The sequence below is a fragment of the Pseudomonas sp. NPDC089547 genome (assembly GCF_050280665.1).
Taxonomy (GTDB): domain Bacteria; phylum Pseudomonadota; class Gammaproteobacteria; order Pseudomonadales; family Pseudomonadaceae; genus Aquipseudomonas.
This window is the reverse complement of record NZ_JBNNVS010000040.1, coordinates 40,685-52,041: the sequence shown is the minus strand read 5'-3', so window position 1 is coordinate 52,041 and position 11,357 is coordinate 40,685. Positions and strand designations below refer to the sequence as shown.

Sequence of the window (11,357 nt, the reverse complement as noted above, 5' to 3'; positions counted from 1 at the left end):
ATGCTTTTTCATGGTCTCGCCCTCGCTGCCGTTGGCTTCTTCGAACGCCACCGTGGCACTGTGATGCCTCGGCGGGGGCGAGTCCATCGATTACACCGACCGCACGCCCCTGTCAGGCGTACACGGTCCCTGTAGGAGCGGCCTTGTGTCGCGATAGGGCTGCAAAGCAGCCCCAGCCCTCTCAACCCCGCCCCGCATTCCTCTCGGAAACCTGGCTGTTCAACGTCCAGAAGTCATACAGCACCCCCACCAGGAACAGCCCGCCGGTAAAGAAGTAGATGATCGCGGTAATCCACTTGCCCTGATACAGCCGGTGCAGGCCAAACACCCCAAGGAAGGTCAGCAGCACCCAGGCGATGTTGTAGTCGATGCGCCCGGACTGGAACCGAAGGTCAGCCTCACGGTCCATGGACGGGATCAGGAACAGGTCGATCAGCCAGCCGATGCCCAGCAGCCCCAGGGTAAAGAACCAAATGGTGCCGGTGACGGGCTTGCCATAGTAGAAACGATGCGACCCGGTGAAGCCGAAAATCCACAGCAGGTAGCCAATGACCTTGCTGTGAGTGTCGTGATAGGGCGCACCCTGCTCATAACTGTTCATTCGTAGCCCTCGTGGGTTATCCAAAAATTTTCTAAAAAAAAATGTGACTTTCTCGTGGCAGGCCGACGTACGGCACGTGGGCAATCGACCAACGGATCAAATAATGATCAAAAAGCTGTTATAAAGTTGCGCGCCCAACACATAACTATTCATAAGAGCTTCATCTATGCCGCCTTTATTCAAGACATGGCTGACCCTCTGTCTATTATTGCCCCTGGCCGCCCACGCCACCAATCGTGAGCAACGTCTTCCCAATGGTTTCACCGGCTACACCACCAATGCCTCGGTGAAACACGCGCCGGTCAAGCAGACCACGCTGCGCGCACGCCCAGGCAACGCTGCCAGCAGCCGCGGTGTGCCGGTGGCTGCCATGTCGCCGAAACAGAGCAGCGATGTGCTCAGCCGTGCGGTGAATGTGCTCGGCACCCCCTACGTTTGGGGTGGCAACAGCCCGAAAAAAGGCTTCGACTGCAGCGGGCTGGTCAAATACGCCTTCAACGATGTCGCAGACGTCGACCTGCCGCGCACCTCCAATGCCATGGCCCAGGGCCACGGTGTGAAAGTGGCCAAGGGTGACCTGAAGCCTGGTGACCTGATTTTCTTCAACATCAAGAGCCGTCGGGTGAACCATGTTGCCATCTACCTGGGCAACGACCGCTTCATCCATGCGCCGCGGCGTGGCAAGCGGGTTAGCATCGACACCCTGAGCAAGCCTTACTGGCAGAAGCATTATGTAGTGGCCAAACGGGTGCTGCCGAAAGAGCAGCGGCAGCTGAGCCTGGCCAAGCGCTGAGCTGATCGGCGTTCTCCTGTTCCGGCCTCTTCGCGGGCACGCCCGCTCCCACAGGTACGTCGCCCCTCTCACGGGAAACGCCATACCTGTGGGAGCGGGCGTGCCCGCGAAAGGGCCGGCACTGGCACTATGAATCGCTGATCACCCCCCTTTCCCTCAACCTCTGCAAAGCCCCCTCCATCGTCCGCATCCCCTCCGCCGCCCCTGCCTGCATCACCGAACACAACTGCGCCATCCGGCCTTCCCGCACCAGATTACGCACCGCCGGCGTCGCCACCAGCACTTCCCTTGCCGCCACCCGGCCACCGCCTTCACGCCTGACCAACACCTGCGCCACTACCAGCCTTAGCGATTCCGCCAGCATGGCCCGCACCAATGGTTTTTCCTCGGCCGCAAACACTTCCACCAGGCGATCAATACTGCCCGCCGCCGAACGCGTATGCACAGTCGCCATCACCAGGTGCCCGGTCTCCGCCGCGCGCAAGGCCAGGCGAACGGATTCAAGATCACGCAACTCACCGATCATGATCACATCCGGGTCCTGGCGCAGCGCACTGCGCAACCCTTGGGCGAAGCCGCCGCTATGGCGGCCAATCTCGCGCTGGTTGATCAGGCTGCGCTGGCTGCGGTGGATAACTTCGACCGGGTCTTCGAGGGTGATGATGTGCAGCGCCCGCTCGCGGTTCAGCTGGTCGAGCAACGTCGCCAAGGTGCTGGACTTGCCACTGCCGGTAGGCCCACCTATCAGGATGAGGCCATCACTGCATTGCGCAACAGCTTGATACACATCCCTCAGGTCAAGTTCATCCAGCGTGGCGATCCCCCCCGGGATCAGCCGAAAAGTAACCCCGGGGCCATTCAGTTGGCGAAACAGGTTTAGCCGAAAGCGGCCAAGCGTGGGAACCTCCAGCGCCAGGTCCAGCTCATCACCCTGTGACCACTGCTGTCGTTGATGTTCGGCCAGCAAGGGCGCCACACCCTCGGTCAGGCCTGCCGGCACCAGAGCCGGCATGTTCATCCGCTGCAACTCGCCATCCAGGCGCAGCATCGGTACCTGGCCAGCCGCCAGGTGCAGGTCCGAAGCCCCCGCCTCCACGGCCTGGGCCAACAGTTCAGTCACATCCATGAGACTCCCCAAAGGCCTTCAAGTAGGTAGAATGCCGCAGACCCTACAGCCGTCGGCATCCGTCCATGTCCACCCTAGCAGACAACCTTTCCGCTATTTCCGCCCGTATCGCCAGCGCTGCCCAGGCTGCCGGGCGTGATCCGGCCAGCGTCCAGCTGCTGGCCGTGAGCAAGACCAAGCCCGCCAGCGCCATCCGCGAGGTCCACGCTGCCGGTGTGCGCGATTTCGGGGAAAACTACCTACAGGAAGCGCTGACAAAGCAGCAGGAGCTCGGCGACTTGCCCTTGATCTGGCACTTCATCGGCCCCATTCAGTCGAACAAGACCAAAGCCATCGCCGAGCATTTCGACTGGGTACATTCCGTGGACCGCCTGAAAATTGCCCAACGCCTGTCCGAGCAACGCCCTACCGGGCTGGCGCCACTGAACATCTGCCTGCAGGTGAACGTCAGCGGCGAAGACAGCAAGTCCGGCTGTGCTCCCGCCGACCTGCCGGCCCTGGCCAAGGCCGTGGCCGCCCTACCCAACCTGCGCCTGCGCGGGCTGATGGCAATCCCCGAACCCACTGATGACCGCGCTGCCCAAGAGGCCGCCTTTGCAAGCTTGCGTGCCTTGCAGGAGGGCATAAACCTTGGCCTGGACACGCTGTCCATGGGCATGAGCCACGACCTGGAAACGGCAATTGCACAGGGCGCGACCTGGGTGCGTATCGGTACCGCCCTGTTCGGCGCCCGCGACTACGGCCAAAACTGATTGCATGCTTTACTCACTCTTTCCCACAAGGACCTGACATGAGCAACACTCGTATTGCCTTCATCGGCGCCGGCAACATGGCCGCCAGCCTGATCGGTGGTCTGCGTGCCCAGGGCCTGGACGCCTCGCAGATCCGCGCCAGCGACCCGGGCGCGGAGACCCGCAGCCGCATCCAGGCCGAACACGGCATCGAAACCTTCGAGAACAACGCCCAAGCCATCGACGGCGCCGATGTGATCGTGCTGGCGGTCAAGCCGCAAGTCATGAAAGCCGTGTGTCAGGCCCTGCAACCCAACCTGCATGATGGCCAGCTGATCGTATCGATCGCCGCCGGCATCACCTGCGCCAGCCTGCAAAGCTGGGTAGGCTCCCGCCCGGTGGTGCGCTGCATGCCCAACACCCCGGCGCTGCTGCGCCAAGGCGTGAGCGGCCTTTACGCCACCGCTGAAGTGTCCGACGAGCAACGCCAGCAGGCCGAACAACTGCTGTCTGCGGTGGGCACAGCCCTGTGGCTGGAGCAGGAACAACAACTGGACGCGGTGACCGCTGTGTCCGGCAGCGGCCCTGCGTACTTCTTCCTGCTGATCGAGGCCATGACCGCAGCAGGCGAAAAACTTGGCCTGCCACGTGAAACCGCTTCCCAACTGACCTTGCAGACCGCACTTGGCGCTGCCCGCATGGCCGTTGCCAGCGATGTCGATGCCGCCGAACTGCGCCGCCGCGTCACCTCACCAGCAGGCACCACGGAAGCAGCGATCAAGTCGTTCCAGGCCAGCGGCTTCGAGGCCATCGTCGAGCAGGCACTGCAGGCTGCGGCCACGCGCTCCGCCGAGCTGGCCGAACAACTGGGCAAATAAGGAGCTTTAGATGAATGCACTGTCCGGCGCCGCGATCTTCGTGGTGCAAACCCTGGTCAGCCTGTACCTGGTGATCGTTCTGCTGCGCTTCGTCCTGCAACTGGTCAAAGCCAACTTCTACAACCCGCTGTGCCAGTTCGCGGTGCGTGCCACCCAGCCGCTGCTCAAGCCGATTCGCCGGGTCATCCCCAGTGTCGCTGGGCTGGACACCTCGTCGCTGCTGTTGGCCATCGTTATCCAGGCCCTGCTGATGGGCTTCGTGCTGATGGTCACCTATGGCACCTTCGGCGACGTCCTGCACCTGCTGATGTGGGCGATCATCGGCATCACCTCGCTGTTCCTGAAGATCTTCTGGGTGGCGATGATCGTGATGGTGATCGTTTCGTGGGTCGCGCCCAATAGCCATAACCCCGCAGCCGAGCTGGCCTACCAGATCAGCGAACCGGTGCTGGCACCGTTCCGCCGCATCGTGCCCAACCTGGGCGGCATGGACATATCGCCGATCTTCGCCTTCCTGGCAATCCAGGTGATCCAGTCGTTCGTCATGCCCCCTCTGGCTGCCTACGCAGGCATGCCACAAGAACTGTGGCGCATGATCTGACCCTGGTTGCTTCCAGCGGCAAGCCTTTGCTTGCCGCTGGGGGTAGCGCTCTTTAGACTTACGCCTCCGTCAAGCGTGAGCAGGGTCGATGTCCACTGTCTTTCCCGAAGATTCCGTCGGTCTGGTAGTACCGCAAACCGCCCGGTTCGATGAACCGCTGGCACTGGCCTGTGGCCGTTCACTGGCCAGTTACGAGCTGGTCTACGAGACCTATGGCACCCTGAACGCCAGCGCGAGCAACGCCGTGCTGATCTGCCATGCCCTGTCCGGCCACCACCACGCCGCTGGCTACCATGCCGCCACCGACCGCAAGCCGGGCTGGTGGGACAGCTGCATTGGCCCCGGCAAGCCGATCGACACCAACCGTTTCTTCGTGGTCAGCCTGAACAACCTCGGCGGCTGTAACGGCAGCACCGGCCCCAGCAGCATCAACCCGGCTACCGGCAAACCTTATGGCGCCGACTTCCCGGTGCTGACTGTTGAAGACTGGGTACACAGCCAGGCACGCCTGGCAGACCGCCTGGGCATTGCACAATGGGCAGCCATCGTCGGCGGCAGCCTTGGCGGCATGCAGGCGCTGCAATGGACCATGACCTACCCCGAGCGTGTACGCCATTGCGTCGACATCGCCTCGGCACCCAAGTTGTCGGCGCAAAACATCGCCTTCAACGAAGTGGCACGCCAGGCCATCCTCACCGACCCCGAATTCCACGGTGGCTCGTTCCAGGACCAGGGCGTGATCCCCAAGCGCGGCCTGATGCTGGCGCGCATGGTTGGCCACATCACCTACCTGTCCGATGACTCGATGGGTGAAAAATTCGGCCGTGAGCTCAAAAGCGACAAGCTCAACTACGACTTCCACAGCGTCGAGTTCCAGGTAGAAAGCTACCTGCGCTACCAGGGCGAGGAGTTTTCCGGCCGTTTCGACGCCAACACTTACCTGCTGATGACCAAGGCACTGGACTATTTCGACCCGGCTGCCAGCCAAGGCGGCGACCTGGCCGCCACCCTGGCCCACGTCAAGGCGGATTACTGCATCATGTCGTTCACTACCGACTGGCGCTTCTCGCCGGCCCGTTCGCGCGAGATCGTCGACGCCCTGATGGCAGCGCGCAAGAACGTCTGCTATCTGGAGATCGACTCGCCTTATGGGCACGATGCCTTCCTGATCCCCACGCCTCGCTACATGCAGGGTTTCTCGAACTACATGAACCGCATTGCCATCTGAGGACAGCATGAGAGCCGATCTGGAAATCATCCACGACTGGATCCCCGCCGGCAGCCGGGTACTCGACCTGGGCTGCGGCAGCGGCGAATTGCTGGCCTCGCTGCGTGACCGCAAACAGGTCACCGGCTATGGCCTGGAGATCGACGCCGACAACATCGCCGCCTGCGTGGCGAAGGGCGTCAACGTCATCGAGCAGGACCTGGACAAAGGCCTGGGCAACTTCGCCAGCAACAGTTTCGATGTAGTGATCATGACCCAGGCCCTGCAGGCCGTGGAGTACCCCGACCGCATCCTGGATGAGATGCTGCGCGTAGGCCGCCAGTGCATCATTACGTTCCCCAACTTCGGCCACTGGCGCTGCCGCTGGTACCTGGCCACCAAGGGGCGCATGCCGGTGTCGGACTTCATGCCGTACACCTGGTACAACACGCCAAACATCCACTTCTGCACCTTTGCCGACTTCGAAGAACTGGTGCACGAGCGCAGGGCCAAGGTGCTCGACCGCCTGGCCGTCGACCACTTGCACCGCAACGGGTGGGGCGGCCGGCTTTGGCCTAATCTTCTAGGTGAGATCGGCATCTATCGCGTCAGCAGCCCGGGCCTGCAAGAGCACCAGCTCGCAGTCTGACGCCCACCGGAGGAATCGCCCCATGCGTCGCCTAGCCCTGTTCCTGATCAGCCTGTGCCTGGCCTTGCCGGTACTGGCTGCCGATGCCGCCCGGCCCGAGCGCAAGGAAGTGTTTGGCGACGTGACGGTGCATTACAGCGCATTCACTTCGAGCATGCTTACACCCGAGGTGGCTGCAGCCACCGGCCTTGTACGCAGCAAGAACCAGGGCGTGCTCAACATTGCCGTGCTCAAGGCCAACAAGCCCACCACGGCGCTGGTCAGCGGCACGGTCAAGGACCTGACCGGGCGCAGCAGCCCGCTGTCGTTCAAACAGATTACCGAACAGGGCGCGGTGTACTACGTTGCCCAGTTCAAGATCGAACAGCCAGAAACCGTCACCTTCGACCTGAATATCGAAACCGGCGGCATCAGCAATTCCCTCAGCTTCAACCAGGAAGTTTTCCCAGGCGAATGATCAATTTCCAGCAACTCGTATTGGCCAGCCACAACGCCGGCAAACTCAAGGAACTGCAGGCCATGCTCGGCCAGTCCGTGCAGCTGCGCTCCATTGGTGAATTCAGCCAGGTCGAGCCGGAAGAAACCGGCTTGTCGTTCGTCGAGAACGCCATCCTCAAGGCGCGCAACGCCGCGCGAATCTCCGGCCTGCCGGCCTTGGCCGACGATTCCGGCCTGGCGGTGGACTTCCTCGGTGGTGCGCCGGGCATCTACTCGGCGCGCTACACCGACGGCAAGGGTGACGCGGCCAACAATGCCAAGCTGCTCGAAGCCCTGAAGGACGTGCCCGAAGCCGAGCGCGGTGCGCAGTTCGTCTGCGTACTGGCTTTGGTGCGACACGCCGACGACCCGCTGCCGATCCTCTGCGAAGGCCTCTGGCACGGCAGTATCCTGTTCGAGGCCAGCGGCGAGCACGGCTTTGGCTACGACCCGCTGTTCTGGGTGCCGGAGCGCAACTGCTCCAGCGCCGACCTGGCCCCGGCAGACAAGAACCAGCTCAGCCACCGCGCCCGTGCCATGGCCCTGCTGCGCCAACGTCTGGGCCTGGCATGATCGCAACGCTGTCCACCCCCGGCGCGGCGGGTTTCATCAGCCTGCCGCCGCTGGCGCTGTACATCCACATTCCGTGGTGCGTACGCAAGTGCCCTTACTGCGACTTCAATTCCCACGCTGCCGGGCCTGAACTGCCGGAGGACGCCTACGTCACAGCGCTGCTGGACGACCTTGATCAGGAGCTGGCCGCCGTACAGGGCCGCCCCATCCGCTCGATCTTCTTCGGTGGCGGTACGCCCAGCCTGTTCAGTGCCAACGCCCTGGGCCGGCTGCTGCGCGGCGTGGAGCAACGCATCCCGTTCGCGCCAGACATTGAAATCACCCTGGAGGCCAACCCAGGCACGTTCGAGCAGGACAAATTCAAGGCCTACCGGCAAACCGGCATCAACCGCCTGTCCATCGGCGTGCAGAGCTTCCAGCCAGCCAAGCTGGAGGCGCTGGGGCGCATCCACAATGGCGACGAAGCGGTCCGTGCTGCCGGCATGGCGCGTGCGGCCGGTTTTGACAACTTCAACATGGACCTGATGCACGGCCTGCCCGACCAGTCCCTGGATGATGCGCTGGGCGACCTGCGCCAGGCCATCGACCTGGGGCCAACGCACCTGTCGTGGTACCAGCTGACCGTGGAACCGAACACGGTGTTCTGGAACCAGCCGCCTGAGCTGCCCGAGGACGACATCCTCTGGGATATCCAGGAAGCCGGCCAGGCACTGATGGCCGAGCACGGTTTCCGCCAGTACGAGGTATCGGCCTACGCCCAGGCGGGCCGCGCTGCCCGGCACAACCTGAACTACTGGCGCTTCGGCGACTTCATCGGGATCGGCGCCGGCGCCCACGGCAAGCTGACTTTCGCCGACGGGCGCATCCTGCGGACCTGGAAGACCCGCCTGCCCAAGGATTACCTGAACCTGGCCAAGCCATTCAAGGCCGGGGAGAAACTGCTGCCGGTCGACGAACTGCCGTTCGAGTTCCTGATGAACGCCCTGCGCCTGACCGATGGCGTGGAAGCCGAACTGTTCACCCAGCGCACCGGCTTGCCACTGGAGCAACTGCGCGAGGCACGCCGCGCCGCCGAACAAAAGGGCCTTTTACAGGTCGAACCGGATCGACTGGTGGCCACGCCAAGGGGCCAGTTGTTCCTCAATGACCTGCTGCAGTATTTCTTGACCTAAGGATGACCCATGGATCTGGTACTTGATCTGCTCGCGACGGTTTCCCGCTGGAGCCGCGGTAACCTGTCGGAGATTTCACTGGCCTTGGTAGGCTGCCTGCTGGTGCTGTTTGGTAGCGATGTAAAAGCCTGGGCCGAGCAACGCATTGGTGGCCTGGCGGGCGCCCTGCGCGTGCCGTTCATGGCGCTGATGGTGATGATCGGCAGCGGTGCGGCGCTGATCTATGCCACGCCGTGGGTGGTGAAGGGGTTGAGCCAGTTCAACAACTACGCGCTGGCGCCGGTGTTGTTGGTGGTGCTGGTGTTGATTGGTGTGGTGGCTGATCGCCGAGGGTAAGGACTGCTAAAAGCTGCCCCGGAGTACCAGGGCAGCCCTACCACCTGACTAGCCCTTAACGGGCATCATCGAAGTGGTCGCGCATGAAATCCCGAACGGTCTTGATCACTATCAAGATCCGGACAAGCTTCCAGACGCGGCTCAGCGCATCAAGCAAACGCTTCATATGCCTTGGCCTCCGTGTTGGCGGGCCAATCTTCCAGCATCTAACCGGTGCTTCGATGCCTTCGAAAACTGGGTGGACGTTTTCGGTGAAGTGGCCAGGTTAATGGCCCTTCGAAGTCAGTTACCGGCACGGTTCTCAGGCCGTGTCGAAGGGGCCGGAAAGCAGAATTTTTCCCCTACCCGACCCATCACCGAATTTTTCCCCACAGGAGCAACACGATGATAATCGGGATGCGCGATCAAAGCTGTTAAGCGCGCAGACACACGTGATGCTGGATATTTCTGATCGTTGACGCGACCTTTTTGGCTGCTTATGATCCACTGACTGTGTGGACGTTTTCGGTGAAGTCCCAGAGCGAAGGATACTCAGTCCTGTCGCTCACAAAAAAACCGCCCTTCTCAGGGCGGTTTTTTTTCGCCTGCATTTCTGCAAGCACCAGCACATCGAAAGGCCGTATCAGCCGATCAATCCACCTTCTCGAACTTCAAATCCCACACCCCATGCCCCAGCCGCTCGCCACGGCGTTCGAACTTGGTGATCGGGCGCTCTTCCGGGCGCGGCACGTAGGTGCCATCGGCCGCACGGTTGCGATACCCCGGGGCCGCGCTCATCACTTCCAGCATGTACTCGGCGTACGGTTCCCAGTCAGTAGCCATGTGGAACACGCCACCAGGCTTGAGCTTGCGTCGTACCAGCTCGGCAAACTCCAGCTGGACGATGCGGCGTTTGTGATGGCGCGCCTTGTGCCAAGGGTCGGGGAAGAACAGCATCAGGCGGTCGAGGCTGTTGTCCGCCACGCAGCGGTTCAGCACTTCGATGGCATCGCAGTCATACACCCGCAGGTTCTTCAGCCCCTGGGTCAGCACGCCGTTCAGCAGCGCTCCAACGCCCGGGCGGTGCACTTCCACGCCGATGAAGTCCTGCTCAGGCGCAGCCGCCGCCATCTCCAGCAGGGAATGGCCCATGCCGAAGCCGATCTCCAGGGTGCGCGGCGCTGAACGGCCGAACACCTTGTCGTAGTCCACCGCGCTGTCCGCCAGCGGCAGGACGTACAGCGGGCCGCCCTGGTCCAGGCCGCGTTGCTGGCCTTCGGTCATGCGCCCGGCGCGCATCACGAAGCTCTTGATGCGGCGGTGTGGGCGGGCGTCGCCGTCGGCGGCGATCGGCTTATCTTGCGAGTCAGTCATCTGGGGCTCTTACTTGATCAGACCATCCAGCGGCGAAGAGGCGCTGGCATAGAGTTTTTTCGGCATGCGGCCGGCCAGGTAGGCCAGGCGACCGGCGACGATGGCGTGCTTCATGGCCTCGGCCATCAGCACCGGCTGCTGCGCGTGGGCAATGGCCGAGTTCATCAGTACTGCCTCGCAGCCCATTTCCATGGCGATGGTGGCATCGGAGGCGGTACCCACGCCGGCATCGACCAGCACTGGCACCTTCGATTCTTCAAGGATGATCTGCAGGTTGTAGGGGTTGCAGATACCCAGGCCGGTACCAATCAGGCCAGCCAGCGGCATGACCGCGATGCAGCCGGCTTCGGCCAGCTGGCGGGCGATGATCGGGTCATCGCTGGTGTACACCATCACGTCGAAACCTTCCTTGACCAGTACTTCGGCAGCCTTGAGGGTCTCGATCACATTGGGGAACAGGGTTTTCTGGTCGGCCAGCACTTCCAGTTTTACCAGCGTGCGGGATTCGTGCGACTTGCGCCCATCGAGCAGTTCGCGGGCCAGGCGGCAGGTACGTACCGCTTCCACCGCGTCAAAGCAGCCTGCAGTGTTCGGCAGGATGGTGTACTTGTCGGGCGACAGTACGTCGAGCAGGTTCGGCTCGCCCGCATTCTGGCCAAGGTTGGTGCGGCGCACGGCAACGGTGACGATTTCGGCACCCGAGGCCTCGGTGGCCAGGCGGGTTTCTTCCATATCACGGTACTTGCCGGTACCCACCAGCAGGCGCGACTGGAAAGTACGCCCGGCCAGGGTGAAGGGCTTGTCGCTACGAACGTTGCTCATCGTTGTTCCTCGGGAAAAGGTTGCAGGGCTAGCTTTTG

At 62.4% G+C, this 11,357-nt stretch carries 14 protein-coding genes; 10 read left to right on the top strand and 4 right to left on the bottom strand.

Going from position 1 to position 11,357, the window contains the following annotated elements; translation table 11 throughout:
• Window positions 1–181: 181 nt before the first annotated feature.
• Entirely contained in the window at window positions 182–601 is a 420-nt protein-coding gene (locus ACQKPZ_RS22175) for an NINE protein (RefSeq protein WP_391126506.1), read from the bottom strand.
• 166 nt (window positions 602–767) lie between these two features.
• On the opposite strand from ACQKPZ_RS22175, the gene ACQKPZ_RS22170 reads away from it, so the two are divergent.
• A complete protein-coding gene (locus tag ACQKPZ_RS22170) occupies window positions 768–1,394 on the top strand; it encodes a C40 family peptidase (RefSeq protein ID WP_427542196.1) in 627 nt (208 codons plus the stop codon).
• A 127-nt stretch (window positions 1,395–1,521) separates the two neighbouring features.
• Here the strand turns inward: ACQKPZ_RS22170 and ACQKPZ_RS22165 are convergent, their stop codons facing one another.
• Window positions 1,522–2,520, bottom strand: coding sequence for a type IV pilus twitching motility protein PilT (locus ACQKPZ_RS22165; RefSeq protein WP_427542193.1), 999 nt, complete (start codon window positions 2,518–2,520; stop codon window positions 1,522–1,524).
• A 65-nt stretch (window positions 2,521–2,585) separates the two neighbouring features.
• On the opposite strand from ACQKPZ_RS22165, the gene ACQKPZ_RS22160 reads away from it, so the two are divergent.
• The 9 genes from ACQKPZ_RS22160 (at window position 2,586) to ACQKPZ_RS22120 (ending at window position 9,144) form a co-directional block, all read left to right on the top strand.
• Entirely contained in the window at window positions 2,586–3,272 is a 687-nt protein-coding gene (locus tag ACQKPZ_RS22160) for a YggS family pyridoxal phosphate-dependent enzyme (RefSeq protein WP_427542190.1), read from the top strand.
• A 38-nt stretch (window positions 3,273–3,310) separates the two neighbouring features.
• The gene (gene proC, locus ACQKPZ_RS22155) at window positions 3,311–4,129 is read left to right on the top strand and encodes a pyrroline-5-carboxylate reductase (protein WP_427542187.1); all 819 of its coding nucleotides are present in this window, start codon (window positions 3,311–3,313) and stop codon (window positions 4,127–4,129) included.
• 10 nt (window positions 4,130–4,139) lie between these two features.
• Window positions 4,140–4,730 carry a YggT family protein gene (locus tag ACQKPZ_RS22150; RefSeq protein ID WP_391126521.1) on the top strand — a complete coding sequence of 197 codons (591 nt, stop codon included), beginning with the start codon at window positions 4,140–4,142 and terminating at the stop codon, window positions 4,728–4,730.
• Window positions 4,731–4,818: 88 nt separating this feature from the next.
• A complete protein-coding gene (metX, locus tag ACQKPZ_RS22145; protein ID WP_391126524.1) occupies window positions 4,819–5,958 on the top strand; it encodes a homoserine O-succinyltransferase MetX in 1,140 nt (379 codons plus the stop codon).
• Between the two features lie 7 nt (window positions 5,959–5,965).
• A complete protein-coding gene (gene metW / locus ACQKPZ_RS22140; RefSeq protein WP_003249106.1) occupies window positions 5,966–6,586 on the top strand; it encodes a methionine biosynthesis protein MetW in 621 nt (206 codons plus the stop codon).
• 22 nt (window positions 6,587–6,608) lie between these two features.
• Window positions 6,609–7,043: a DUF4426 domain-containing protein gene (locus ACQKPZ_RS22135; protein ID WP_427542184.1), complete on the top strand. Its 435-nt coding sequence runs from the start codon at window positions 6,609–6,611 to the stop codon at window positions 7,041–7,043.
• On the top strand, window positions 7,040–7,636 hold the full coding sequence (rdgB, locus tag ACQKPZ_RS22130; RefSeq protein ID WP_427542182.1) for an RdgB/HAM1 family non-canonical purine NTP pyrophosphatase: 597 nt from the start codon (window positions 7,040–7,042) through the stop codon (window positions 7,634–7,636). Before ACQKPZ_RS22135 ends, rdgB begins: the two co-directional genes overlap by 4 nt.
• Window positions 7,633–8,808 carry a radical SAM family heme chaperone HemW gene (gene hemW / locus ACQKPZ_RS22125; RefSeq protein ID WP_427542179.1) on the top strand — a complete coding sequence of 392 codons (1,176 nt, stop codon included), beginning with the start codon at window positions 7,633–7,635 and terminating at the stop codon, window positions 8,806–8,808. Before rdgB ends, hemW begins: the two co-directional genes overlap by 4 nt.
• Window positions 8,809–8,817: 9 nt before the next feature.
• A complete protein-coding gene (locus ACQKPZ_RS22120) occupies window positions 8,818–9,144 on the top strand; it encodes a DUF3392 domain-containing protein (protein ID WP_284353117.1) in 327 nt (108 codons plus the stop codon).
• Window positions 9,145–9,774: 630 nt separating this feature from the next.
• Here the strand turns inward: ACQKPZ_RS22120 and trmB are convergent.
• Together trmB and ACQKPZ_RS22110 are read right to left on the bottom strand one after the other, a co-directional pair.
• A complete protein-coding gene (trmB, locus tag ACQKPZ_RS22115; protein ID WP_427542176.1) occupies window positions 9,775–10,497 on the bottom strand; it encodes a tRNA (guanosine(46)-N7)-methyltransferase TrmB in 723 nt (240 codons plus the stop codon).
• 9 nt (window positions 10,498–10,506) lie between these two features.
• Entirely contained in the window at window positions 10,507–11,319 is an 813-nt protein-coding gene (locus ACQKPZ_RS22110; RefSeq protein WP_019097203.1) for a thiazole synthase, read from the bottom strand.
• Between the last annotated feature and the right edge of the window lie 38 nt (window positions 11,320–11,357).

Excerpts from the sequence above, each read along its gene's own strand:
- ACQKPZ_RS22110 (WP_019097203.1), bottom strand. The coding sequence starts at position 11,319 with ATGAGCAACGTTCGTAGCGACAAGCCCTTCACCCTGGCCGGGCGTACT.
- trmB (WP_427542176.1), bottom strand. The coding sequence starts at position 10,497 with ATGACTGACTCGCAAGATAAGCCGATCGCCGCCGACGGCGACGCCCGC.
- ACQKPZ_RS22150 (WP_391126521.1), top strand. The coding sequence starts at position 4,140 with ATGAATGCACTGTCCGGCGCCGCGATCTTCGTGGTGCAAACCCTGGTC.
- ACQKPZ_RS22120 (WP_284353117.1), top strand. The coding sequence starts at position 8,818 with ATGGATCTGGTACTTGATCTGCTCGCGACGGTTTCCCGCTGGAGCCGC.
- ACQKPZ_RS22160 (WP_427542190.1), top strand. The coding sequence starts at position 2,586 with ATGTCCACCCTAGCAGACAACCTTTCCGCTATTTCCGCCCGTATCGCC.
- hemW (WP_427542179.1), top strand. The coding sequence starts at position 7,633 with ATGATCGCAACGCTGTCCACCCCCGGCGCGGCGGGTTTCATCAGCCTG.
- proC (WP_427542187.1), top strand. The coding sequence starts at position 3,311 with ATGAGCAACACTCGTATTGCCTTCATCGGCGCCGGCAACATGGCCGCC.
- ACQKPZ_RS22135 (WP_427542184.1), top strand. The coding sequence starts at position 6,609 with ATGCGTCGCCTAGCCCTGTTCCTGATCAGCCTGTGCCTGGCCTTGCCG.
- ACQKPZ_RS22170 (WP_427542196.1), top strand. The coding sequence starts at position 768 with ATGCCGCCTTTATTCAAGACATGGCTGACCCTCTGTCTATTATTGCCC.
- rdgB (WP_427542182.1), top strand. The coding sequence starts at position 7,040 with ATGATCAATTTCCAGCAACTCGTATTGGCCAGCCACAACGCCGGCAAA.
- metW (WP_003249106.1), top strand. The coding sequence starts at position 5,966 with ATGAGAGCCGATCTGGAAATCATCCACGACTGGATCCCCGCCGGCAGC.
- ACQKPZ_RS22165 (WP_427542193.1), bottom strand. The coding sequence starts at position 2,520 with ATGGATGTGACTGAACTGTTGGCCCAGGCCGTGGAGGCGGGGGCTTCG.
- metX (WP_391126524.1), top strand. The coding sequence starts at position 4,819 with ATGTCCACTGTCTTTCCCGAAGATTCCGTCGGTCTGGTAGTACCGCAA.
- ACQKPZ_RS22175 (WP_391126506.1), bottom strand. The coding sequence starts at position 601 with ATGAACAGTTATGAGCAGGGTGCGCCCTATCACGACACTCACAGCAAG.